Origin of the sequence: Nonomuraea sp. NPDC049309, from assembly GCF_043196965.1 — a bacterium.
Taxonomy (GTDB): domain Bacteria; phylum Actinomycetota; class Actinomycetes; order Streptosporangiales; family Streptosporangiaceae; genus Nonomuraea; species Nonomuraea fastidiosa.
The window spans coordinates 187,382-209,636 of the sequence record NZ_JBICSH010000009.1; the positions used below are offsets into that span (position 1 = coordinate 187,382).

The following is a 22,255-nucleotide window of genomic DNA, read 5'->3' on the forward strand; positions in this document are numbered from 1 at the left end:
GGCCGTTCGGCCGGCGTCGGTAGGAGGGCAGGGCGAGGCGGCCTGCCCACAAGCTGCCCGCCGATCCCCTCACGAGCCGCCGCCCGGAGGGACGCGGCGACCCGATCGCAGCCGGGGAGGAGCCGCGCCGATCAGCAGGAGCGCTTCGAGGGTGACGGAGGGCGTGCCGGTCGCGCTCGTCCCGAGCGGGTCGGAGGAGTGAGGCGGTGAGATGCGCAGGCAGTACACGTCATCGACCCCGTCGGCGCTGATCTCGAAGTCGTCGGTCGCCCGCGTCTCGCCGGATCCCGCGGCCGTGATGCGGACCCCGCGAACCTCGGGCCCGCGCCGGTCTCCTCGATGGCCCCGGCGATCGGCCACGGGTACTCCAGGGAGGCCCGGGGCTCCGCCTCCAGCGCGCGGGCGACACCGTCACGGCGTCCGCCCGCTCGGCCGCCGACGGCGGGCCCTGCCGTCAGATCCAGCCCTGCTGTTTGGCGAGCAGCGCGCCCTGGAAGCGGTTCGCCGCGCCCAGCCGTTCCAGCAGCGCGGCCACGTGCCGCCGGTACGTCCGCAGGCTCACGCCCATCTCCCTGGCCGCCACCTCGTCCTTGTGGGTGCTGGCCAGCAGGTAGAGGACCCGCCGCTCGCGCGGGGTGAGGCCGGGCGCGTGGCAGGGTTCGAGGTCCTGCGCGTGCGCCCAGACGCGTTCGAACAGATCCGTCATCGCCGCGACCACGCCCGCCTGGGAGATCATGAGGGCGCTCCGGTGGCCTCCGCCGGGGTCGCTGGGCACGAACACCACCGACCGGTCGACGATCACCATGGCCTGCCCGTCGTCGTCCATGAGCCGGTGGTGGTCGCCGGCGCGGTGCAGGGTGACGCAGAGGTCCATGACCGCCGGATCCAGCAGGCTCTTCCTGGAGATGATCGTGCGCCAGCGGGCGCCCTCCGCGATCCGCTGGAGGCGGGCCGAGAGCCCGTCGGGGCACGGGCGGAGGTGCTCCGGCTGCATGATCAGCACTTCCTGCGCGTCGAGCGCCAGGGAGCAGATGCGCTCGTAGATCCGGTCGGCGCCGTCGATCTGCTCGATGGTGACCGTACGGCAGGCGCCGCGCCGCTGCGCGCTCAGCAGGTGGACCGCCTCCCACGCCGCCGAGATGCGCCGCTGCTGCGCGTGGGTCTCCAGCAGCCGCCGGCGGATCAGGCGGCTGACGCCGATCTCCGGCTCGACGGGGACGGGGCGTCCTGCCTCGTCGAAGCGTACGAGGCCGAGGCCGGCCAGGTTGCGCAGTGCGGCGGATAAGCCGTCCGGGTCGTCCGTCGCCGTCTCGCGGCCGCTCAGGAGGTCCCGGTAGACGCACTCCTCGAGATCGGTCAGTCCGAGACTGCTGAGGCTCATGTGGCTCCCGATGGACGAGTGACAGGAAGCTGCACGGCACTACAGCATGCTGCCAGCCCTGACCGCTTATGTCAGTTGATCATCCGTGGTTATTGTCCAGGTGTCGTCGTAGATCACCCAAATCGCGAACGACGCCCCTTTGCCGGCGTCTCCGCCGCCGGCTCGCACCACAAGGAGGACCCCTGTGATCCGTGCACTCAACGAGCTGAGCGACCGGCTGCTCAGCAGGTTCCTGCCCACCACCACCGCCGAGGCCGAGCCCTGCTGGTGGACCGACACCGGTATCCACTGCTGCATCTACGCCGGCAAGACGTACTGCCGCTGAGCCCCCGGCCTCACGGATCAGCGGCATGGAGTACGTCGCGCTGACCGCCCGCTGCACCCTGGGCATCGTGTTCCTGGTGGCGGTGGTCGGCAAGGTGCGCGGGCGTGCGGCGTTCGAGGCGTTCCGGCGGTCGGTGCCGGCGCTCGTCCCGCTGCCGCGGGGCCGGGTGCCGGCCGTGCTGCCCGCCGCGGTGGTCGCCGTCGAGTCCGCCACCGTCGTGCTGCTGGCCACGAGGTCCACGGCACCGGCCGGGCTGGTCCTGGCCGGTGCCGCGCTGCTGGCCTTCTCCCTCGGCATCGGGCACGCGCTCCGCTCGGGCACCCGGGCCACCTGCAACTGCTTCGGCGCGTCGGCGGCGCCGATCGGGCGCAGGCACCTCGTACGCAACCTCGCCCTGACCGCCGTGGCCGTCGCCGGCGTGGCCACCTCGTACGGGGACGCGCGGCCACACGCCGCCGGGGCGGTGCTGGCGATCGCCGCCGGGGGCCTGCTCGCGCTGCTCGCCGTCTTCACCGACGACCTCGCCGACCTGTTCGCGACGCACTGAACGCACCGAGCCCGGTGCGCCGCACCCGTCATCACCCCGCTCGACCGTACGTAAGGGTCGCCGATGTCCTTCCTCGTCGCCGCCGTCGTCTTCGTCGGCGTGCTGAGCGCCCTCAACCTCTTCCTGCTCCTCGCCGTCATACGCCGCCTGCGCGAGCACGCGAACGTCCTGCGGCACGTGACCGCACCGCCCGCCTTCACCCCGCCGGGCACCCGGCTGCCGGACTTCACCACGACCGCCGTCACCGGCGCGGAGGTCGGCAAGGCCACGTTCGGCGCGGGCGGCGGGCCGGCCGTCGTCGGCATGTTCTCCACCGACTGCTCCGCCTGCGACGAGCATCTGCCCGTGTTCGCGGAACGGATCCGCCTCCTGGGCCGCGACCGCGTCGTGGCGCTGGTCGTGGGCGGCGGGCCGAAGGAGGAGGCGTTCGCCGCCGCGCTCGCGGACGTCGCCACCGTGGTCACCGAGCAGCGCGACGGCCCCATGTACACGGCCTTCGGCCGCCCGCCGTTCCCCGGCTTCTACCTCGTGGACGGCGCCGGCACCGTGACGGCGTCCGCGCACTCCACGGACGAGCTGCCCATCCCCGCGACCCTCTGACCGCCATGGCGAACCCCCTGCTCGGCCGCATCCGCGTCGCCGCCGCTCTCGCCTGGACCGCCCACCCCGCCGCCGCCGTCAGTGCGGCCGCGCTCGGCGTGCTCAGCGGGGTGGCGCCGGTCGCGACCGCCTGGCTGACGAAAGTCGTGCTGGACGCGATCATCAGGGGCGACGGGCCCGCCGCGCTGGCCCCCGCGGCGGCCGGGCTCGCCGTCGCGGGGCTTGCCGTGATCGTGCTGCCGCACTTTGCCGAGTACGCCAAGGCGCAGCTGCGCAGGTCGCTCCGCGTGCTCATCTACGACCGGCTGTTCCGGGCGGTCAACCGCCATCCGGGGCTCAGCCGGTTCGAGACGCCGGGCTTCCACGACACGCTCAGGCTGGCGTACGACGCGAGCGGCAACGCCCCCGACCGTCTGGTCATCGGCACGCTGGCCATCGGGCAGGCGGTCGTCACGCTGGCCGGCTTCGCCGCCGGCCTGGCCGCCATCAACCCCCTCATGATCGCCGTGATCGCCGTCGCCGCGCTGCCGGCGGCGCGGGTCGAGCTGATGCTCAGCCGCAAGCGCGCCCAGGTGATGTGGGACATCACCCCCGCCATGCGGCGGCAGGTGTTCTTCGGCGACCTGCTCACCCGCCCCGAGGCGGCCAAGGAGGTGCGGCTGTTCGGGCTGGGCGACCACCTGCGTACCCGGATGCTCGACGAGGTGCGCGACATCAACAGGGCCGAGCGCGAGGTCGACCGCCGTGCCCTGCGCAGCCAGGGCGCGATGGCGCTGCTCGGCAGCGCGGTGGCGGCCGGCGGGCTGATCTGGGCCATCGTCAGCGCCGCGGCGGGGGACATCAGCGCGGGTGACGTGACGGTCTTCGTCGCGGCCGTCGCGGGCGTCCAGTCGGCGCTGACCGCGATCGTCAGGCACTGGGCCGACGTGCACAACGCGCTGCTGATGTTCGGCCATTACGTGGAGGTGGTGGCGGCCGAGCCCGACCTGCCCGTTCCGCGCGAGCCGGTCGCGCTGCCCGCGCTGCGGCGCGGGATCGAGCTGCGCGACGTGTGGTTCCGCTACAGCGACGAGCATCCGTGGATCCTGCGCGGGGTCGATCTGTTCATCCCGTACGGCCGCACGGTGGCGCTCGTCGGCGTGAACGGCGCGGGCAAGAGCACCCTGGTCAAGCTGCTGTGCCGGATGTACGACCCGAGCAAGGGGCGGATCACCTGGGACGGCGTGGACCTGCGCGACGCCGACCCCGCCGACCTGCGTGGGCGCATCGGCGCGGTCTTCCAGGACTACATGGACTACGACCTCACCGCAGCCGAGAACATCCGGCTCGGAGACCTGGCGGCGGGGCCGGACGAGGTGCGGGAGGCGGCCCGCCGGGCGGGTGTCCACGACACGATCGCCGCGCTGCCCCGGGGCTACGACACCATGCTCAGCCGCCTCTTCGGCGACCGCGACGAGCAGTCGGGGGTCTCGCTGTCCGGCGGGCAGTGGCAGCGGCTCGCGCTGGCCCGCGCGTACCTGCGGCAGCGCCAGGACCTGCTCATCCTCGACGAGCCGAGCTCCGGCCTCGACGCCCAGGCCGAGCACGAGGTCCACACCGGCCTGCGGGCCTACCGGGGCGAGCGCACCAGCGTGCTCATCTCGCACCGGCTCGGCACCGTACGCGACGCCGACCTGATCGTGGTGCTGAGCGAGGGGCGGATCGCGGAGCGCGGCACGCACGAGGAGCTGATGGCGCTGGGCGGCGAGTACGCCAGGCTGTTCACGCTGCAGGCCGCCGGTTACGAGACCGGCCCGGGGGACGATGGGCCGGAGGAGAGCCTGCGTACGACCACCCCGAGCACCCGGTCGGCCGGCAGATAGCCGTACACCCGGGAGTCGGCGCTGGACGGGCCGTCCCCGACGACCACCAGCGCCCCCTCGGGCACCGGCTCACCCGGCTCGGCCTTGGCCGCCTTCGCGACGTCGTCGGGCACGGGATCGCCGGGCAGCGCGGTCACCCGCTTGATCGCCCATGGCGGACCGGGCGGCCCCGTGCCCCACCCGCCGGGCCGCGTCGACTCGAACACGATCACCTGGCCGCGCCGCACCGCCGAGGTCCTGCGGACCAGCACCCGATCACCGGGAAGGAAGGTCGGCGCCATGCTCACGCCGCTCACCTGGACGACGACGAGCCCGCGCCGGGCGGCGACCGCCAGGGCGAGGACGAGCGCCGCGACGGCGGCAACCGCGAACCACACGCCCTCACCCTAGACGCGCAAGATCACGAACGGAACCGGCCCGGCCAGAAAAGGAGACGCCTGCCTCGACCGTGGCGCATCCAAGGCAGGCGAGCTGTTCGACGGGCGTCCCGAGCGGGAGTCCACGGCGGTCAAGCGGGTGCTCGAAGCGTTCTCGTACGTGATCGTCAGCGGCGACGGCACGGTCGCGCTGTCCCGGCCCGGCCTGCTGCGCGCCTGGCCCAGGCTGCGCCGGTGGGTGGAGACCGAGCGCGCCGGGCCGGCCATGCCCGCCTCCATCAACACCGCCGTCCGCCACTGGATCGAGAACGGCAGGCGCGACGCCGACCTCTTCCAGGGCAGCCGCCTCGAACAGGCGCTGAGCTGGGCCGCCACCGGCCGCAGGAGCGTCACGCCGACCCCGTTCGAGCAGGACTTCCTGCAGCGCGGACGGCAGGCGGGCCGCGATCGCCGCTCCCTGACCCCCGCCGAATGGGACCGCTACCGGGGCGGGGCGCCGTACCAGGACGTCTGCCGCCGGACCCCATGAGCGGTTGACACGAACGGATTGCGGCCGATCACCCTGAGTGACAAGATGTGGCGGCGTGACCGGCGAGGTGCGCAACACCGGCCGGCCCCGCCCGCCGCTCAGCAGCGCCATGCCCCGGCCACCACAACTCGAAGAGCCGCCAGGAGAAGACCCCCGACCCCGCAGCCCCGACGACCCCCTGCAACTTCCGGCAGAAGACACTAAGGAGCGGGTGTGCTGACCGACGCCGCCTCCCGTCAGCTTCCCCAGTGGTCCCGCCAGCGCAAGCCCGGCCTCGCCGCCCTGGCCGTGCTGCTGGTGCTCGGCGGCGCGCTGACCACGATGCTGCTGGTGATGGGCGCCGGCGAGCGTGCCGCCGTCATCCGCGTCACCGGCCGGGTCGGCGCCGGCCAGCCCTTCGGCCCCACCGTGCTCCAGGAGGCCCGCGTCGCCGACGACGGCGGCACGTACTGGCCCTGGTCGCAACGCGGCCGGCTGGCGACCGCCGTAGCCTCGGTCACGGTCCTGCCCGGCACCCTCCTCACCCCGGCGATGGTCGCAGGCGCCGACGGCAGCACGGCGGCGGGACACCCCGTCCGGCTGGGCCTGGCCCTGAAACCCGGCCAAGCCCCCTACGACCTGCGCCGCGGCGAACACGTCCAGCTCATCCACGTCCCGAGCCGCAGAAACCACGCCCCGGAGCCGGACGTCGTCGCCGAGGAAGCGGTGGTGGACGGCGTCACGTACACCTCCGGCACCGCCACCCAGGCGACGGTGATCGTGGACAGCGTGGTAGCACCCCAGGTGGCCAGCCACGCCGCCAACGGCGAAATAGCCATAGCCGCCATCCGCGGTAACCCCTGAAGTTCGCGAGGCGTGGCGCCGCAGCGGCACGGTACGACGGCGGCTCGCGGAACGCCTTGACCAGGGCGTGCCGTCACCGCGACGTGCGAGCCTTGCGGTCGCAGCGAGCCCTCCGGCGGGCGGTTCGCCGGAGGCGATGTCGGTCAGGCCGGCCGCGTGCAGGCGTTCGAGCAGGGGAGGACGGCGTCGCTTCTGTCCCCGGCGCGAAGCGGAACGGCCCGCCGTGCCCGAACGTGCCCGGGCCTGGCGGGCCGTTACGTGAAGCAGCGTCAGCGTGGGAGCTTAATGATCATTTCCGAGTACACCCCCACCGCCCAGCGCGTCTGCCGGTTGGGGTGTCCTCCGGTCATCTGCACCTTGCCGGTGATGGTGACCTTGGTGCCGGCGGGGATCGTCGGGCTCCACAGCAGGACGTTGGACGCGTCCAGGGGGTTGTCGTCGCACACCCACGCCCCCTTGTACGACTTGTCGCCGATCGAGTACGAGATGGTGATGCGATCCGCGAAGCTCCCCGTGCACCGGTGCTCGATGCGGAACCGGCCGCCAAGGCTGGTGAACGTCCGGCTGAAGGTCGTCTCCTGCGGCCAGACCCCGGTGACCTGCCCGACCAGCTTCTGGGAGCCCAGCGCGGCGGGGAAGTCCTCGATCGGGGGCGGTTCGACGGGCTGGGCCGGCGGCGTGTACTCGTAGATCGCCAGCGGCCAGTCGGCGGGCCGCCGGGTCGGGCGGTCGGGGCACTGGGCGCTCTCGCCGCGGGCGCAGATCTCGTCGGTGGCGTCGAAGGTGACGGTGACCTGCCGGGCGCCCTCGGGGACGTCGAGCGCTTCCAGGACCATCCCCATGTCCTCCTTGGTGAGGCACTGGTTGAACCGGGTGCCGACGAACTCGCCGTCCACCATGGCCTTGGGCCTGGCCAGCACCGTCGGGTCGCCCTTGGGGCACATCGCGGCCACCTCCAGCGGCTTGCCGGTGACCGGGACCGTGAGCGTCGTCACCCGCTCGCCCTTGTGCAGGGTGGTCGCGGCCAGACGGCGGTAGCCGGAGCCGTCCTCGGAGGTGAACCGCTCCGGCAGCTCCTCCTCGGCCGCCGGCTGCGCGGCCACGGACGTCTGCGGCGTGGCCGTACCGGGAGAGAGAAGGCCGGGGACGGTGACGGCGGCGGCGGTGATGACGGCCGCGCCGGCCAGGACGGCCCCGGCGGCGCGGCGGCGGCGGTCGCGGCGGATGCGGCGTTCGAGCTGGGCCATGCGCTGGTGGTTGTCGGGCGCACGGGCGCTCATGTCGTCGAACACGTCACGCAGGTGGTTCAAGGTGGGTGTCATCCCAGCTCTCCTCTCAGACGGGACGCCACCGCCGGCGGCGCGATCTGGGGGTCGATGCGCAGCTTGGCCAGTGCCTTGCTGCTTTGGCTCTTGACGGTGCCGATGGAGCAGTTGAGGATCTCGGCCACGGCGGATTCGGGCAGGTCCTCGAAATAGCGCAGGACCAGGACCGCTCGCTGGCGCGGGGGCAGGCGTCCCAGCGCCGCCCAGAGCATCTCCCGTTCGTCGGTCATGCCCATCCTGTCGTCCGGTACGGCCGTGTCGGGCGGGGCGTCCGTCGGCAGCTCGCGGTGCCAGAGGCGGCGCCGCCAGGACAGGTGCGTGTTGACCAGGACTTTGGTCATGTACGCGTCCGGGCTCTCGCTGATGCGGCCCCAGGCCCGCCACACGCGTACCAGGGCGGTCTGCAGCAGGTCCTCCGCTTGCGTCCAGTCACGGCAGAGCAGGTACGCGGTCCGTAACAGCCGCGGAGATCGCGCCTCGACGTACGTCACGAACTCTGACTTGTCACGCATCAGCCGTGCCCTTTCCGTTGTGCTGGCTCCCGTTATGACCTGGTGGAGCCCGCCAACGGTTGCCCGGCTATCGCGGCAGGCGGACGCGGGCCGCCGCCACGGCGACGGACACGGCGGTCACGGCGGTGACGGCGAGGACCGCGACCGTGATCGTCGCTCCTCCGCCTTGGGCGACGCCGCGCCCGACCGTCGCGGTCGTGATCGTGGTCATGACGGCCGTGGCGATCGCCTCGACCAGGACCGCCGAGGCGGCGGCCTTGCTGGTGGAGACGCCGTCCGCCTCCTCCGGCACGTCCACGATGTGGTTGAGCGTGTCGAGGTACGTCAGCCCCATGCCGATGCCCGCGACCGTCCACCCGGCAAGGGCCGGCTCGACGCCCCAGGCCAGGTCGCCGGCGAGCAGCGGGGCGCCGATGGCGACGAGGCCCGCGGTGATGAGGCCGGCGCCCAGCGCGGAGCGGCGTGCGTACGCCCGCGCGGGCTTGGCCGGCCAGCGGGCGGCCGCGAGCCCGGCGAACGCCCAGCCCAGCCCGCCCGCTCCGAGGACCAGCGCGACCTGGCCGTTCGTCCCATGCAGCAGGTCGTGAACGATGATGGCGATGATCGCGGCGGCACCGAAGTACGCGGCGGTCAGCAACCCCATCGTCGCCAGCGCGGCGGGACGTCCCGCCCGAACCTTCAAGGTCCCGCCGGGCAGCAGCCTGGCCGCCGCCACCAGCGCCCCGGCCACGCCCACTGCGCCGACGGCGATCGCGGCGGCGTCGGGCAGCCCGCGCAGCCCGACGCCGGACAGCAGGGCCACGCTCGCGGAGAGCAGGATCGCGGACCCCAACGTGAGCCGTTCCTCACGGCCGGATTGCATGGTGCCGGTGAGCTGGCGCGCGATGACGACCCGCGCGATCACGAGCAGCGGCAGGTAGGCCACGAACGCCCACCGCCAGCTCAGCGCCGACGCGATCCACCCGGCGTACAGGGGGCCGAGGAGCGAGGTGCAGACCCACATGACGTTGTAGCCGGCGAGCACCAGGCGCCGCCACGTCTCCGGCATCACCGAGACGATCGCCGCCAGCGACACCGACGCGAGCGCCCCGCCGGCCAGCCCGGCCACCCCCTGGCCGAGCACGAACACGCCGACGTTCCCCGCGACCGCACTGATCACCCCGCCCGCGACGCTCAGCCACGTCAGGTGCAGCAGCAGCCGGTCCACGCGGAAGCGCTGCAACAGGTACGGCCCCAGCGGCATGGTCAGGAACATCGCGACCTGCCCGGTGCCGTTGATGACGCCGTAGAACTCGTGCGCGTCCAGCTCGGCGCCGACGATCGGCACCACGGTGCGGATCAGGTACGTCTGGATGCCCGCGATGAATTCCACGGTGAGCAGGGCAGCGGCGAGAACGCCGTATCGGACGTTCGGGGCCTGCCCGGGCTGCGCGTCTGTCACGACTTGTAGTCGCGTTCGATCGCCATCTCGCCATCTTGGCGATTTTGACGCGGGACATTCAAGGCGCGCCGGCGGTTACAGCGGCTTGGGTGTGCAGTCGTGCAGGCGGCCGTAGCGAGTGCGGGCCACGCGCAGCAGGTCGGTGATGTCCTTGACAGGGTCACGTCCCTGCGCCACGGTCTCCAGGTCGATGCTGATCCACGGCTTCTCCTTGCCGCAGCGGAAGCGGGCCACGGAGAAGTAGGGGCGGGTTTCGAGCGAGTCGGGTCCGGCGTACGCGACGAAACCGTCGCCTAGGTCGGAGGGCAGTGGGGTGGGGTCGGTGGAGTCCCAGTTGTCGCGGAGAAGCTTCAAACGGGCGGCACTGTCGTCGATCTTGGACCACCACACACCTACTGGTTCCCTGCCGTTTCCTACGAGGAGACAGCCCCCGTCGTTCTTCCATGGGCCGTCTTTCTCCTCGGTGAGGGGTTGCGTGATTCCGGAGACCCGGCGGAACGCCTCCTGCGGAATGAACTCACACCAGTACGGCGCCTGGTCGACGACCGGCCGTAAATCGGCGGTGGGCGTAGGTGAAGGCGGGGGCGGCGCAGAACCGGGGTCAGCACCGCATGACGCGACGGCGGTGATCGCTACGAGGCCGGCGATGATGGACGGCAAGCGATGTTTCATGATGTCCCTCGCGCTGAGAACCGATAAGTATCACCCGCGTCTTCACGGCCCATGTGCAGCCCGCTACCGGCTACGTGTTTGTTGCCGCTGAAATTCGAGTGCTGCTGAGCCCAGTGCAAGAAGGCGCGATATTCGTCTGGTGTCATCTCCACCAAGGGCTTGATCTGGCCGTTTCGCACGAACGGACGCCCCGTCAGACCCTCTCCGTCATGCTCGCCATGGACGATCGTCGCAGAGGCGATCATCTGGATCATGAGCTGTTCCACCAGGTCATGGCTGTTCTTGGCGGCCCGGTAGGCCTCGTCCAGGGTTTTCCCCTTCATCTGCTCGCTGACCCAGCTCCCCGCTTTGTCGAAGGCGTATCCGGTGCCTTGATCGAAGGTCTTGTCGACCAGGGCCTTGCTGAACTCTTCGAGCTTCATGCCCTTGAAGGCATTGGCCGCGATGTGGCCCACCGCCGCCTGTCCGGGCACGGGAAGCATGCCGACGGCGGACTTCACCATTTCCTGTAGCTCCTTGAGCGCGGCCTCTTCGCCGCGTCCGGCGGCCAGCAGTGCCTGGCGGCGGGCCTCAAGGATGTGACCGAACGTGTAGCTCTCCCGGGAGATGGGGTCGGTCATGCGCTGGCCCTTGTCCTTAAGCGGGAAAATGGAGTCGATCTCCACCCGCATGTGCTCGCTCTGCGCCTGCACGATGTGCTTGAACGCGTTGTCGTCGCTGCTCACGAACAGCATGGCCCAGTCGAGGTCGCCGTTGTTGACGGTCCGGTCGCGCTCGGTGGCGCCGACGTTCGTTTCCAGGACGTTCTGTTTGTCGTACACCTGACCCAATAAATCGATGCGTGAGGCGAAGATGTCGCCCAGCGGACGGCGCAGCCCGGCGAGTTCGTTGAACGCCTTCTTGTCCGTGAGTTCGAGGTGCTCTGCGTCGTTGCGCTTGAAGAAGTGCGCGATATCGGTGCCGAGGATCTTGACGGTTTCGGCCAGGAGCCGTATGGACACCGTGTCGTGTCCGGACATCGCGCTTTTCAGCGCCTCCCCGAATGACTGGGCGCCCGCGTGATAGGGCTCGTTGATGCCGTTCGGCGCATCCGACCACAGCGACCGCCGCTCGCGCAGCAGGTAGTCGAGGTTCGTGGTCGTGGATCCTGGAGGTGTGTGGTAGAGCAGGGTCTGGCTTGCCGTCCTGCTGGAGGCGGCCGCGTGCAACAGCCCGGGGACGATGGACGGCATGGACCGGACGACCGTGTTCTTGCCCTTGCTCCAGATGGCGCGGTCCATGTCGATCATGTCGCGTCCGACGATCTCCATGAACTTCGCCGAATATGGCGGCTTGCCGTCATGCGCGGCCAGAATGGCGGCCAGAGCGTGATAACCCGTGGGCATGCCTGACGCCTTGCTGCCCGACTTGGGTTCATCGCGGCCGACCTGCTTGAGCTGTTCGAGGTAGTCGTCGCCCATGTACGCGCGGCTCTTGGGATCGGTGCCGGCGGCCAGGGCCGAGCTCATGGTGCGAAAGGCCTGATCGCTCAGCCGGTTCAGGCGGTGCCGCTCTTCGGGGTTCGCGTGTTCTATGGCTCTGCGCAGGGCGTTGGGGATGGCTGCCAGATCCTTGGGCCCTAGCCTGCGGAGGAACGCCAGCGCGAATTCCGGGTCGTCCGCCTGGCGGGCGTACTTGTGCAGCTCTTCGAGCCGGTGCCCCAGGGCGGCCTCGTCGGCCTCACCGTTCGCCGTGGCCTTGAGGGCGTCGGCGGCGCGGGTGCCGTCCAGCATCGCCTGGGCGTCGGAGAGCTTGTCGGGCACGACGAGGAACGTCCCGGCCGTGGTGCGCGTACCGAAGACCACCTTCTCTTTTTCCAGATCGCGGGCGAGCTGCTGGCGTCGCCGCAGATCCGCGGCCTGTCGTTCGGCGCGCTCGGCGATCGCCTTGATCCGTGAGGCGGCAGAGGTGTCGAGGCCGGCTCGGGAAAGCTCGCCGTAGAGCAGGCCGGCCAAAGAGGCCAGGCGTTCGGCGGCGGAGGCGTGCCGGGCGGTCATCAAATCGAATTCGGGCTGCTTGACCCCGGAGAAATCAGGCCCGAAATTCATCGCCGGCCCGCCAGCGAAGCGACCTTGGCCCTGGCCTCCTCCACTGCCTTGGTCAGCATGTCGCGCAATGCCTGCTGGTCGGCGTGCACGTCCTTACCGAATCGCCGGCCGGTCGGCCCCACCCAGGCGTCGTTCTCCATCAGGGTGCACGTCGGATGCAGTGCCCACCAATGATCGTCGGAAAGTTTCTGGATCCGGCGAAGTGCTTCCTGCATGACCTCCAGATCCGGGTCAGGCATGGCATTCCCCCTCGGGCGACCTTATTGCCTCGAAGGTAGCGCGCATCGCCGGAGAAATGACCTCAAGTATGACAACGGGTATCGGCCAGGACCCGATCCGGGCGGGTCCTGGGACGGCCACCGCCGAGGCGGGCCACCCGGATCTTGCCCAGCACCGGGATGAACTGCGGGCTGTCGCCCCGCTGTTCGGCGGTCACCACCGCAGCCAGCGGCTTGCGGCCTTGCTCGCAAGCCAGATGGGTTTGGTGGTCAGCCCGCCGCGTGAGCGCCCCAGCGCGTGATCGGCCTTCTCGCTGTGCACCCCGCCGGGCGGCTCCTTCTGCAGGTGGCCGTCCCGGCGGGCTCCGGCCGCGTGCTGGTGAGCCCGGGTGATCGTCGAGTCCACGCTCACCGTCTCGATCTTCCCGGCGGCGTCCGCACACGCCTGCAACGCCGCCAGGATCCGCGCCCAGACCCCTCCCGCTCCAGCGCCGTAACAATCCGTACACGCTGAACCAGCGGCCGTAGCAGGCAGGAACGTCCCGCCACGGCGCCCCGGTCCGGATCCGCCACCGGATCCCGTCGATCAACTGCCGCCTGCTACACGGCCTAGTTAGGCCGGCCTGGGAGTGCATCTGTGAATCTCCCCATAGCGTTTACGGGCAATGGTGAGCAACTGCGTCAAGTCGCTCACAGGGTCGCGTCCACTTTGCACTTCGGAAAGATCAACGCTGATCCACGGTCGCTTGTCGCCGCATCGAAACAGCATCATCGTGTAGTACGGTCTGGTGCGCGGCGGACGTTCGGTATATGCGATCAGACCGGTGCCGAGATCCTTGGGAAGAGCGGCCAGCTGATGGTCGCCGAAGTTCTCGCGTGCGATGTCCAAGACGTGGTCGCCATCTCTTATCGACCATAGGAGAGAGAGCCGGTCATAGTCATTACGAAGTGCGCACTGCCCATGAGTCGTAGGCGCGCCGGTCTTACGTTCTTCGATTGCTCCGTTTAGGCCGGTGATATCTCGGACGGCCTGCTGGGGGAGGAAGTCGCACCAGTAAGGTGAGGAGTCGACTATCGGATCGACCGAGGCCGTGGCTTCTGCGCTGGGCGATGGCGATGTTCTGGCATCGGTGCAGCCTGCGGTCAGGATAAGGGACAGTGACAGGCCGACGATGGCGCCGCGGGATGGGCGAGTGATTCGAGATGGCATGTCAGTAGTGGTTGACGCCTACGCTGTCATGCGTACGGTTGCGGGCTGTTTCCATGGTGTTCACCAACTCGTTCGAAGTGCTTTCGATGGCAGAGTGTCGGCGTGCCCATTCCATGAAGTCGTCGAAGGTTTCAGGGTTCGCAAGGATCTCATCTATGGGCTTGAGCTTGGGTGGCCGTCCGTCCGTGACGAAAGTTTTGTTTTCGGCGTCTCTCATGGCCTCTTCCGACCAGTCATCGGCGGCGATTTTTACGCTGATAACAGCGCTTTGCATCAGCCAGTCGACCATCTCCACCTGACTCGCGGAGGTGCGCAGGGCCTCATCTGACGTGATGCTCGTCTGAATGATGCGACTGGCGATGTACGACGAGAGTTTGTCGAAGACGACCTCAGCGCCCTTCCCGCCGGCCACTCCGCCCAGCTCGCCCGCCACCTTGGCGCCGAGGCCCCCGATAGGAGAGATCAGCAGGGCGAATGCGGAGTTCCGCTTCGGCGGCCTGAAGTTCGACCGCGGCGTCCCTGTCACTGCTCACAAGCACCAGCACTCGATCCAGCTCCTCCTTGGTCAAGCCGGGGAAGCCTTTGGAGGAACGTCTTGGCGAATGAGGGGTCTTGAGCTTTTGCGGCGTAGGCCTGCAGCTGTTTCAGCGCATTCTTGTCTCCGGCGGCTGCAGCTTTGGCTGCCTTGGCCGCGAGCGTGCCATCGAGCTGGTTCTGGGCTTCGCGGAGCGAGTCCGGCACGGTGATGAAGGAGCCGGCAGGAGGCGTGCAGGACCCACCAGTTGTCGTCGGACAGCTTCTGGATGCGTTGCACCGCCGCTTGCATGAGCTCACGATCAGGACCGGGCATGCCGCTCTCCTCGTGCAACTGTCAAGGGCCCCGACCGACGATAACCCCGCACGGTCCGGATGCCCTGGTAACCAACTTTTCTGTGATGTCTCCCGGCAGGTTCGATCCTCCGAGGAGGGGGCGTGCGTATAAGGAAGAACGCTCGGACGGCCGCGCCCAGGATCTGGTTGGAGAAGGCCCGGATCGCCACGGCCTGGACCTCCTCGCTCTTGCCGGATGCGTGCAGGGCGGTGATGATGCGCCGCGCCAGGGCGGTCGCGTTCGGGCCGATCAGGGGCCGCCGTCGGCGGCACCGTTCAGAACGGCCTCGGCGCCACCACCCCCAGCGGCGTGCTCTTCGCCGCCAGCTCCATCCCCATGGCCATGCTCTGCTGCTACGCCTATGAGCGCGGCGGCGTCCTCACCTCCATCGCCGTGCACTTCGCCACGAACGCCACCATGGTCCTGCTCAACGTCCAGCAGCCCGTCACCCTCGCCGTGATCATGGGTGTCCAGGCCGTCGTCGCCGTCACCCTCATGGCCACCACCCGGCCCACCGTGGCCACGACGTCCCCGCTCGACAGCGCCCCGGTCACTGATCCTTCCGCACTCCAGCCCGGCCGGGGCAGGGGAGTGCCCACCCCGGCAGTGATGCTGGAACGCCTCCGCGGAAACGCCCCGCCGGGACGGTCCCGGCTCACTCAGCGGGCGTGGGCGGCGCAGCGGCCTCGACGGTGTAGAAGGCGAGGTCCACGCCCATGGTGTCGTCTGCGCGGGAGGGCACGAGCGAGCCGACGATGGGGACGTCGTTGAGCCAGAAGTAGGGGCCCTGCGGGGCTTCGATCCGGCAGGCGGTGATGCCGGGCGTGGCGTCGTCGTCTCCGCGCAGGGTGCCCTGATTGAAGACGGTCAGGATGACGCCGTCGTCGGTCCGCAGGGCGTAGGTGGCGCTGACGAGCGTCGTGCCATCGTCGCGGGCGATCGCCCAGTCGGCGCCTCCGGGTACGACGTGGCCGCTGATCCTGCCGGTCACGGTGCCGCCCGTGATGGGGATGATCAGCCGCTGTCCGGCGCGGATCCGGCCGGCGTCGATCGGCTCTGCGATCTCCACGTGAAGTTCGGCGAGCGGGCGCAGGGTCAGCGGCGGCGCGGGAGTGGTCAAGGGGGCTCCTCTCCAGGGATCTCGAACCTATCCGACTTTTTGTGCAGTGTTCAAGAAGGTGGTCTAGGGTGGGCCCCGCACAACGAAACGTCGGGAGAGGTCATGGCCGCTGGCAGCAAGCCGGGCCGGGCGCGTGCCTCCGTCCGGCGGTCCCACGATCCGCGGACACTGCGCACGCGTGCGGCGATCGTGAGCGCGGCCCAGGAGCTGGCGCGGGAACGGGCCGGGGAGCCGGAGGGGGAGATCACGGTCGCCGATCTGGCGGCCCGGGCGGCCATCAGCCGCAACTCCTTCTATACGCACTTCTCCGGCATCGCCGACGTGGCCGCCCATCTGCTGACCGAACGGTCCGCCGCACTCGCCGCGACCCTCGCCGACGGACCGCCCGGGCGCGCGGTGCTCGCGCGGGCGGCGGTGCCGCTGCTTGAGCACATCGCCGCCCACCGGGTGCTGTACGCCGCCCTGGACCGGGAGGGCGCCGGCGCGATGGAGCGGATCACCGCGATCTACCGCGAGCACCTGCGCCGGATCGCCGCCCGGCGGCCCGGCCTCCCCGCCGGCCTCGACCTGGACTTCGTGGCCGCGTACGGCGTCGGCGGCTTCCTGGGCGCGCTGGGCGCGTGGTTGCGCGGTGACCTCGTCTGCACCCCCGCCGAGTTCGCGGAGCAGGTCCTCACCCAGCTCCCGCCCTGGCTTCTCGAACCGCCGCCCGCCAGGGTCCGCCGCGACGCGTGGAGCGACGGCGTGTCGGAGCCTGGCAACTGAAGACCGTCCGGCCCGCGTGGACGAGCGGGCGCCCGCGGGACGAGGTTCGCCGCGGTGCCTCCCGCCCGGTGTCGGCGTCGGGCGGGCGTCGCGCTCCTAGTGGGCGGGGCGGAACGGGCGCAGCAGGCGGATGCCGTCCTCGATGGAACCGTCGATCAGTTCGAGCATCTGGGGGACGAGTTCCCGCATCCGGGGCGCGGCGAGGTGCGCGTCGAGGTGGGCGCGTGTCTCCCAGCGTTCGTAGATGACGAACTCGCCGGGCCGGCCCTCCACTTCATGGGCCTCGTAGTCGATGTTGCCGGGGTCGTTGCGCGAGGGGGTGACGGCGGCGGTGATGAACGCCTTGAGGTCGTCCTCCCTGCCCGCCTTCGCCTTCGCGTCCCAGACGACGGTCACGTAGCCGGTGGGCGTTGCGGTCATGGTGATTCCTTCTTCCGTTCCGAGTGGTGTTCCGTGCGGGCGGGCTGTGCCGGTACCGAGCCGGGTGAGCTCCTGATGAAGCCGAGGAGGTCGGCGTCGGCGGTGCGCATGCCGTGCGACAGGCCCGGGTTCGCTGTCTCCACGAGAATGGCTCGGCCACCGTGCCGACAGCCTCCGTCAGCTGACTGACATCCGGCCGGCGTTCGCTTACGTCAGCACCGTGGCGGCGCTGAGCCCCGACCGGTAGCCGTCACGGCCGGGCGGCCGGAGGCTCGGGAGGCAGCGCCTCCAGAGCGTCGCGGAGCTCGGCCCGCGACGTGATCCCCAGCTTCGGGAACACACGGTAGAGATGCGACGACACGGTCCGCGGCGAAAGGAACAGACGCGTCGCGATCTGCGGGTTCGACAGCCCCATCGCCGCCAGCCTGGCGACCTGCAGCTCCTGTGGTGTGAGGGCCTCACCTGCCTTGCCCCGGCCGGCCCGCGTCATCCCGGTGGCGCGCAGCTCCGCCGCGGCCCGGGCCTCCCACGAACGGGCCCCGAGCTCCTCGAAACGGCCGCGGGCGGCGGCCAGCTGCACCCGGGCTTCCCGGTTGAGCCCCTGGCGGCGTAGCCGCTCGCCGTACGCCAGATGAGCACGGCCGGCCTCGAAGGGCCACTGCTCGACGCCCGGCAGCCCGAGTGCCTCCTCAAAGCGGCTGACCATGTCCTCGGCAGCCGACGTCATCGCGATGACGGTGGCCGCGCTCAGCGCGAACCGCGACGAGAGGCGTGCGACACCGGCGTCGCGCAGCGCGTCCGCGTGCCGTCGCGCCTCCGCGTGCCGCCCGGTACGCACGGCGGCCTCGACGAGGTCCGGCGCGGACCACACGGCCTCGGGGTTGAACGGCGGCAGCACACCTGGGGCGCAGATCGCCGTGGCGTGCCGGTACGCCGTTTCGAAATCGCCGGCGCCGAGTGCCGCCCGGGCCGCCGCCTGGTGGGCGCAGTTCTCCAGCCGCCGCAGGCCCCTGGGCCCCGACCAGCCCCAGATGGCCTCGCAGTGCTCCCGGCACGCGTCGAGGTCGCCGCGCTGGGCCGCGGCCATCGCGGCGACATAGCGGCCCACCTGGGCGAACAGGTGGTATCCCATCTCTTCGGACAGTGCGATGAGCTCGTCCGCGGCGCCGGCCGACGCCTGCCACCGGCCGGCGTACAGGTCGTCCAGGGCGACGAACATCAGGGCCGGCATGCTCGACCCCATCGCGCCGCCGTCGCGTATGACCCGGCGCACGGCCTCGCGACAGCCCGCAAGCCGGTCGAGGTACGAGGCGGCCAGGGCGGTGCGGATGACCACGTCGGCGTCACTCTCGTCCCGCAGCCGCGCGATCTCCTCGTCCAGGCGGCGCAGCATGCCGTCGGTGACGGAGCCGAGGTCGTGGTGAACGCGCCCCAGCGACGCCGCGGCGGCGGGCGCCGCCTCGGGGAACCGGGCGAGCACGTCGACCAGAGGCCGCCAGTGCTCGGGCCGGCCCGAGTACTGGCCGGCGAGGGTGAGGGTGAACAGCGCGGTCTCCAGCTCCTCACGCGGCACCGCGGGAATCACCGGGGCCTGCTCGACCGCCTCCATCAGGAGCGCATGGGCCGTATCGGCGTCGCCTTCCGTGACGAGCACCAGGAAGCCGGCCGTCGCGGCCGCCGAGAGCGACCGGGCCGCCGGATCGCCCTCGACCTCGCGCATGATCTCGTGACTGACCTCCAGATGGCCAGCGACCCAGGCGGCGGTATAGGCGGCCTGCGACAGGCGGTGCCTGCGGTCCGCTCGGTCGGGGCTCAGCTCGGCCGCGCGGCGGAATCTCGCGATCGCGCCGTCAGCGTCACCGCGCCGCAGGCTGCTCCGGGCCGCCGACTCCACGATGGCGGCGACCGCCTCGTCGGGCGCCGTCGTTGCTCTCGCGAGGTGATCCCCGCGCCGCTCGGGCTGGTCGGCCAGCGCGTCGGCCAGCCGGCGGTGGGCGCAACGCCGCTGCTCACCGGTGGAACCGTCGACCACCGCGGTCCTGACCAGTGGATGCCTGAAGCGCACCGCGCGGCCGTTCTCCGCGATCATGACCAGGTGGTCACGCTCCGCGGGAGCGAGTTCCTCGAGGCTGCCCGGCCCGCCGGCCGCCTCGAGGACGCCGATGTCGCCGGAGCCCTCAAGAGCCGCGAGCAGCAGTACGTCGCGCGTTCCCCGCGGCAGTCGTCCGACGCGGGCGCCGTACAGAGCGCGGACATCCCGCCCCTGGCCGCTCGCCCGCCCCGCACCCTGGCCGTGCCGGTCGCCGGACACCCCGGTGGACCCGGCGAACTCGAGCAGCGCCAAGGGATTTCCCTGCGCCTCGTGCGCCACGGACGAAAGAACCCGGCGGGGAAGGTGGGCAAAGCGCCCGGACAGCAGCCGCAGGGCGTCCGCGTCACCCAGCGGCGCGACCTCCCGCTCCGGCAGACCGATGGACCGGAAGGAGTCGCCGGACTCCACCCGCTGCGCTCCGAGCAGCCCGATGCGGCGGCCCCCCAGTCGTCTGGCGACGAAACCCACCGCAGCCAGGCTCGCCTGGTCGACGACATGAAGGTCATCGACCACGAGGAGCAGCGGCCGCTCCTTCGCGGCCGCGTCGAACAGGGACAGTGCCGCGTTCAGGACGGCGATCCGGCTCGGCGCGGGACCGGCTCCGAGACCGAGGGCGACCTCGAGGGCCTGCCGCATGGAACGCGGCAGACGACCGAGCTCGTCCGGCAGCGATCCGACGAGCTGATGGAGCCCCGCGAAGCTGATGTCCGTCTCGTACTCGACACCGCTTCCGCGGACGACCCGCACCCCCTTCGCCGACGCCAGCTCGGCGGTCGCGTCCAGGAGAGCCGTCTTCCCCACGCCCGGCTCACCGGTGAGCAGCAGGGCGGCTCCGTCCGTCCCGGCCATGTCCAGGAACGCCGCAAGCTCGGCGAGCTCGCCCTCCCGGCCGACCAGCCCGGTCGGGCCGATGCCCATGCCTGTCCCCGACTTCGCCCGCATCCGCCGCGTCCCTCGTTCTGCCTGGCGAAGCAGTCGAAACACTAGCCACGCACCTGACCAGCAAGTATTGCACTCGCCGCCAAATGGAGCCGGAAGCCGTCCGCCTCACCGGACACCCGAAGACCAGGAACACGACGCCGCCGCTGCCGAGCCCGCCCTGCTCCACTTCTCCGCCCCGCGCGCCCCAGCGACCATCGCGGTCCTACCGCGCGAGAACGAGATCACCGGCCGCCACGCGGAGGCTTCTCCGTTCGGGAGGTGGCTTCACCAGCGGAGAAAGGCGCCGCCGGCGGGCGCGCCGGAACCGCGGCGGCGAGGTTCCCTCACAGAACCGGCACCGCGACGCTTTCCCCGTCCCTCCCACGCTGCGGGCTCCCCCCGAAGGCCGCCACCAGTACAGACGACCACCGGCAGCGCCGTGGCCGGCGGCACCGGCTGCCGGGCGAATCGACGCCTGGTTCCCGTGCGGGGACGGCCAGGCGCCGGGACAGGTCATGAATCCGATCAGTGAGCGGACAGGGTGTGGTCCTGCTCCACGTACACCTTGAGGGCCTGGAACTCCTCGATTGCGCGCGGGCCGCACAGGTAGCCGTAACCGCTTCCCTTGACGCCGCCCTCCTCGAAGTCCTCGTTGATGGCTCCCCAGGTGTTGATCCATACCGTGCCGGTGCGGATGCGCCGGGCGATCCGGCGGGCCTTCATCGAGTCCGAGCTGAACACCGAGGCGGCCAGGCCGTAGATGGTGGCGTTCGCCTTGGCCACGGCGTCGTCCTCGTCGTCGAAGACCTCGAACGTCTGGACCGGACCGAAGACCTCTTCCTGCACGATCCGGACGTCGGTGCGGTCCACCTCGACCAGGCTCGGCCGGTAGAACGCGCCGGCGGCCAGCGGGCCGTCGGTGACCACACCGCCGCGCAGCAACACCGTGCCGTACGAGGCGGCTTCCTCGACGATCGCGTCGACCCGCTCGGCGGACGCCCGGTCGATCACCGGGCCGAGCTGGGCCTTCTCGTCGTCGCCCGACCCGAGCCGCACCTGCGCGAGCGCGGCGGTGAGCCGAGTTCGCACCTCGTCGGCGATGTCCCGATGAACCAGTACACGGGAGCCGGTGCAGCAGAACTGCCCGTTCATCAGCACCAGCGACTGCACCACGGTGGGGATCACCATGTCCAGATCGGCGTCGGGAAAGATCACCATGGGCGCCTTGCCGCCCAGTTCCAGACCGAGCCGCTTGAGCGTGGTGGAGGCCGCGGCCGCGATATGGCGCCCGACCGGCGTACTGCCGGTGTAGTTGATCACGTCGACCTTGTCCGAGGAGACCAGAAACGGCGCCCCGGTGTTGCCGGACTCGGTGAACACGCTGACCACTCCCGCAGGGATCTCCGGGACCGAGGCCAGCACCTGCGCGAAAAGCTCATTGGTCAGCGCCGTCTGAGCCGGAAGTTTCACCACGACGGTGCAGCCGGCGGCCAGCGCCGGGCCCAGTGCCCGCACGGTCAGCATGATGGGGGAGTTCCAGGGAGAGATGATCCCGGCGACACCGAGCGGCTCGGGCACCGAGTGGGTGTACTGGCCGGGTGCCGTCTCGGCGGCGCGCCCGGCGGTCTGCGTGCGCGCAGAGGCCGCCGCATATCGCAGCCACCCGACCGCACCGCTGACCTCCCACATGGTCTCACCCAGCAGCTTGCCGTTCTCCCGGGACAACATGGCCGCAATCTCGGGCACCCGGGCCTCGAGAGCGTCGGCCAGCCGGCTGAGTGCGGTCGCCCGGAGCGAGGGAGTGCGCGCCCACTCGGTGGTCGCGAACGCGGCCGCGGCGGCGTCCACGGCGGCCGAAGCCTCTGCTTCGCCACCGTCGTAGAACAAGCCGACGACGGTGCCGTCGGCCGGGTTGATCGATTCCAGAACCGAGCCGGAGCCGGTCCACTGTCCGTTGATCCAGTGCTGCGCGATGGTGTTCATGGTCCGCTCCTCGTGGTCTCGCCCGGGTACCGGGCGCCTTCGACGTCTCCACGAGAATGGCTCGGCCACCGTACCGACAGCCTCCGTCAGCTGACTGACATCCAGCCGAGCTCCGCCGCGCGCTGAACGACCGAAAGCAGAGGGAAGAGATCGC

The 22,255-nt window shown here is 70.8% G+C and carries 24 protein-coding genes and 1 pseudogene; 7 read left to right on the forward strand and 18 right to left on the reverse strand.

The features are described from left to right. Positions 1 to 69 precede the first annotated feature (69 nt). Together ACGFIM_RS37850 and ACGFIM_RS37855 are read right to left on the reverse strand one after the other, a co-directional pair. The gene (locus tag ACGFIM_RS37850) at positions 70 to 360 is read right to left on the reverse strand and encodes a hypothetical protein (RefSeq protein WP_393211199.1); all 291 of its coding nucleotides are present in this window, start codon (positions 358 to 360) and stop codon (positions 70 to 72) included. Between the two features lie 94 nt (positions 361 to 454). Then, a complete protein-coding gene (locus ACGFIM_RS37855; RefSeq protein WP_393211202.1) occupies positions 455 to 1,381 on the reverse strand; it encodes a LuxR C-terminal-related transcriptional regulator in 927 nt (308 codons plus the stop codon). Between the two features lie 184 nt (positions 1,382 to 1,565). Here ACGFIM_RS37855 and ACGFIM_RS37860 point away from each other — a divergent pair, with 184 nt between their 5' ends. The 4 genes from ACGFIM_RS37860 (at position 1,566) to ACGFIM_RS37875 (ending at position 4,715) form a co-directional block, all read left to right on the forward strand. After that, positions 1,566 to 1,706 carry a hypothetical protein gene (locus ACGFIM_RS37860; protein WP_364068096.1) on the forward strand — a complete coding sequence of 47 codons (141 nt, stop codon included), beginning with the start codon at positions 1,566 to 1,568 and terminating at the stop codon, positions 1,704 to 1,706. Positions 1,707 to 1,731: 25 nt separating this feature from the next. Further along, positions 1,732 to 2,253 carry a MauE/DoxX family redox-associated membrane protein gene (locus ACGFIM_RS37865; protein ID WP_393211205.1) on the forward strand — a complete coding sequence of 174 codons (522 nt, stop codon included), beginning with the start codon at positions 1,732 to 1,734 and terminating at the stop codon, positions 2,251 to 2,253. A 63-nt stretch (positions 2,254 to 2,316) separates the two neighbouring features. Beyond that, on the forward strand, positions 2,317 to 2,853 hold the full coding sequence (locus tag ACGFIM_RS37870) for a hypothetical protein (RefSeq protein ID WP_393211208.1): 537 nt from the start codon (positions 2,317 to 2,319) through the stop codon (positions 2,851 to 2,853). A 5-nt stretch (positions 2,854 to 2,858) separates the two neighbouring features. Further along, positions 2,859 to 4,715, forward strand: coding sequence for an ABC transporter ATP-binding protein (locus ACGFIM_RS37875; protein WP_393211211.1), 1,857 nt, complete (start codon positions 2,859 to 2,861; stop codon positions 4,713 to 4,715). Here the strand turns inward: ACGFIM_RS37875 and ACGFIM_RS37880 are convergent. Beyond that, positions 4,634 to 5,092, reverse strand: coding sequence for a S26 family signal peptidase (locus ACGFIM_RS37880; protein WP_393211214.1), 459 nt, complete (start codon positions 5,090 to 5,092; stop codon positions 4,634 to 4,636). The genes ACGFIM_RS37875 and ACGFIM_RS37880 overlap by 82 nt on opposite strands. Before the next feature lie 94 nt (positions 5,093 to 5,186). On the opposite strand from ACGFIM_RS37880, the gene ACGFIM_RS37885 reads away from it, so the two are divergent. Both ACGFIM_RS37885 and ACGFIM_RS37890 read left to right on the forward strand, forming a co-directional pair. Further along, entirely contained in the window at positions 5,187 to 5,621 is a 435-nt protein-coding gene (locus ACGFIM_RS37885; protein WP_393211287.1) for a hypothetical protein, read from the forward strand. A 213-nt stretch (positions 5,622 to 5,834) separates the two neighbouring features. Beyond that, complete coding sequence (locus tag ACGFIM_RS37890) at positions 5,835 to 6,464, forward strand: hypothetical protein (RefSeq protein ID WP_393211217.1); 630 nt, start codon at positions 5,835 to 5,837, stop codon at positions 6,462 to 6,464. A gap of 269 nt (positions 6,465 to 6,733) precedes the next feature. On the opposite strand, the gene ACGFIM_RS37895 is transcribed toward ACGFIM_RS37890, so the two are convergent. From ACGFIM_RS37895 to ACGFIM_RS37950, 12 genes and pseudogenes are all read right to left on the reverse strand, one after another. Further along, positions 6,734 to 7,786 (reverse strand): hypothetical protein, encoded by a 1,053-nt coding sequence (locus tag ACGFIM_RS37895; RefSeq protein ID WP_393211219.1) that lies wholly within the window; start codon positions 7,784 to 7,786, stop codon positions 6,734 to 6,736. Then, positions 7,783 to 8,301, reverse strand: a complete 519-nt coding sequence (locus ACGFIM_RS37900) for a SigE family RNA polymerase sigma factor (protein WP_393211221.1) — start codon at positions 8,299 to 8,301, stop codon at positions 7,783 to 7,785. Before ACGFIM_RS37900 ends, ACGFIM_RS37895 begins: the two co-directional genes overlap by 4 nt. Positions 8,302 to 8,368: 67 nt before the next feature. Continuing rightward, a complete protein-coding gene (locus ACGFIM_RS37905; protein ID WP_393211223.1) occupies positions 8,369 to 9,673 on the reverse strand; it encodes an MFS transporter in 1,305 nt (434 codons plus the stop codon). A 144-nt stretch (positions 9,674 to 9,817) separates the two neighbouring features. Further along, the gene (locus ACGFIM_RS37910; protein ID WP_393211226.1) at positions 9,818 to 10,096 is read right to left on the reverse strand and encodes a hypothetical protein; all 279 of its coding nucleotides are present in this window, start codon (positions 10,094 to 10,096) and stop codon (positions 9,818 to 9,820) included. 314 nt (positions 10,097 to 10,410) lie between these two features. Further along, complete coding sequence (locus ACGFIM_RS37915) at positions 10,411 to 12,501, reverse strand: hypothetical protein (protein WP_393211229.1); 2,091 nt, start codon at positions 12,499 to 12,501, stop codon at positions 10,411 to 10,413. Next, positions 12,498 to 12,740 carry a hypothetical protein gene (locus ACGFIM_RS37920; protein ID WP_393211231.1) on the reverse strand — a complete coding sequence of 81 codons (243 nt, stop codon included), beginning with the start codon at positions 12,738 to 12,740 and terminating at the stop codon, positions 12,498 to 12,500. Before ACGFIM_RS37920 ends, ACGFIM_RS37915 begins: the two co-directional genes overlap by 4 nt. A gap of 193 nt (positions 12,741 to 12,933) precedes the next feature. Next, the gene (locus tag ACGFIM_RS37925) at positions 12,934 to 13,170 is read right to left on the reverse strand and encodes a hypothetical protein (RefSeq protein ID WP_393211290.1); all 237 of its coding nucleotides are present in this window, start codon (positions 13,168 to 13,170) and stop codon (positions 12,934 to 12,936) included. A gap of 82 nt (positions 13,171 to 13,252) precedes the next feature. Then, positions 13,253 to 13,354: pseudogene (locus tag ACGFIM_RS37930) on the reverse strand (IS5/IS1182 family transposase); the annotation flags it as partial. Further along, positions 13,333 to 13,608, reverse strand: a complete 276-nt coding sequence (locus ACGFIM_RS37935; RefSeq protein WP_393211234.1) for a hypothetical protein — start codon at positions 13,606 to 13,608, stop codon at positions 13,333 to 13,335. The pseudogene ACGFIM_RS37930 and the gene ACGFIM_RS37935, both read right to left, overlap by 22 nt. A gap of 322 nt (positions 13,609 to 13,930) precedes the next feature. Then, positions 13,931 to 14,362: a hypothetical protein gene (locus ACGFIM_RS37940; protein WP_393211238.1), complete on the reverse strand. Its 432-nt coding sequence runs from the start codon at positions 14,360 to 14,362 to the stop codon at positions 13,931 to 13,933. Between the two features lie 797 nt (positions 14,363 to 15,159). Then, positions 15,160 to 15,354: a hypothetical protein gene (locus ACGFIM_RS37945; protein WP_393211241.1), complete on the reverse strand. Its 195-nt coding sequence runs from the start codon at positions 15,352 to 15,354 to the stop codon at positions 15,160 to 15,162. A 101-nt stretch (positions 15,355 to 15,455) separates the two neighbouring features. Continuing rightward, complete coding sequence (locus ACGFIM_RS37950) at positions 15,456 to 15,920, reverse strand: DUF3237 domain-containing protein (protein ID WP_393211244.1); 465 nt, start codon at positions 15,918 to 15,920, stop codon at positions 15,456 to 15,458. A 102-nt stretch (positions 15,921 to 16,022) separates the two neighbouring features. On the opposite strand from ACGFIM_RS37950, the gene ACGFIM_RS37955 reads away from it, so the two are divergent. Further along, positions 16,023 to 16,685 carry a TetR/AcrR family transcriptional regulator gene (locus tag ACGFIM_RS37955; protein ID WP_393211247.1) on the forward strand — a complete coding sequence of 221 codons (663 nt, stop codon included), beginning with the start codon at positions 16,023 to 16,025 and terminating at the stop codon, positions 16,683 to 16,685. 96 nt (positions 16,686 to 16,781) lie between these two features. Here the strand turns inward: ACGFIM_RS37955 and ACGFIM_RS37960 are convergent, their stop codons facing one another. The 3 genes from ACGFIM_RS37960 to ACGFIM_RS37970 form a co-directional block, all read right to left on the reverse strand. After that, positions 16,782 to 17,105 carry a putative quinol monooxygenase gene (locus ACGFIM_RS37960; protein ID WP_290006461.1) on the reverse strand — a complete coding sequence of 108 codons (324 nt, stop codon included), beginning with the start codon at positions 17,103 to 17,105 and terminating at the stop codon, positions 16,782 to 16,784. 250 nt (positions 17,106 to 17,355) lie between these two features. Continuing rightward, complete coding sequence (locus ACGFIM_RS37965; protein WP_393211251.1) at positions 17,356 to 20,139, reverse strand: ATP-binding protein; 2,784 nt, start codon at positions 20,137 to 20,139, stop codon at positions 17,356 to 17,358. A gap of 504 nt (positions 20,140 to 20,643) precedes the next feature. Further along, positions 20,644 to 22,101 (reverse strand): aldehyde dehydrogenase family protein, encoded by a 1,458-nt coding sequence (locus ACGFIM_RS37970; RefSeq protein WP_393211254.1) that lies wholly within the window; start codon positions 22,099 to 22,101, stop codon positions 20,644 to 20,646. Positions 22,102 to 22,255 lie beyond the last annotated feature (154 nt).

Excerpts from the sequence above, each read along its gene's own strand:
- ACGFIM_RS37855 (WP_393211202.1), bottom strand. The coding sequence starts at position 1,381 with ATGAGCCTCAGCAGTCTCGGACTGACCGATCTCGAGGAGTGCGTCTAC.
- ACGFIM_RS37865 (WP_393211205.1), top strand. The coding sequence starts at position 1,732 with ATGGAGTACGTCGCGCTGACCGCCCGCTGCACCCTGGGCATCGTGTTC.
- ACGFIM_RS37870 (WP_393211208.1), top strand. The coding sequence starts at position 2,317 with ATGTCCTTCCTCGTCGCCGCCGTCGTCTTCGTCGGCGTGCTGAGCGCC.
- ACGFIM_RS37875 (WP_393211211.1), top strand. The coding sequence starts at position 2,859 with ATGGCGAACCCCCTGCTCGGCCGCATCCGCGTCGCCGCCGCTCTCGCC.
- ACGFIM_RS37895 (WP_393211219.1), bottom strand. The coding sequence starts at position 7,786 with ATGACACCCACCTTGAACCACCTGCGTGACGTGTTCGACGACATGAGC.
- ACGFIM_RS37900 (WP_393211221.1), bottom strand. The coding sequence starts at position 8,301 with ATGCGTGACAAGTCAGAGTTCGTGACGTACGTCGAGGCGCGATCTCCG.
- ACGFIM_RS37915 (WP_393211229.1), bottom strand. The coding sequence starts at position 12,501 with ATGAATTTCGGGCCTGATTTCTCCGGGGTCAAGCAGCCCGAATTCGAT.
- ACGFIM_RS37920 (WP_393211231.1), bottom strand. The coding sequence starts at position 12,740 with ATGCCTGACCCGGATCTGGAGGTCATGCAGGAAGCACTTCGCCGGATC.
- ACGFIM_RS37955 (WP_393211247.1), top strand. The coding sequence starts at position 16,023 with ATGGCCGCTGGCAGCAAGCCGGGCCGGGCGCGTGCCTCCGTCCGGCGG.
- ACGFIM_RS37960 (WP_290006461.1), bottom strand. The coding sequence starts at position 17,105 with ATGACCGCAACGCCCACCGGCTACGTGACCGTCGTCTGGGACGCGAAG.
- ACGFIM_RS37965 (WP_393211251.1), bottom strand. The coding sequence starts at position 20,139 with ATGCGGGCGAAGTCGGGGACAGGCATGGGCATCGGCCCGACCGGGCTG.
- ACGFIM_RS37970 (WP_393211254.1), bottom strand. The coding sequence starts at position 22,101 with ATGAACACCATCGCGCAGCACTGGATCAACGGACAGTGGACCGGCTCC.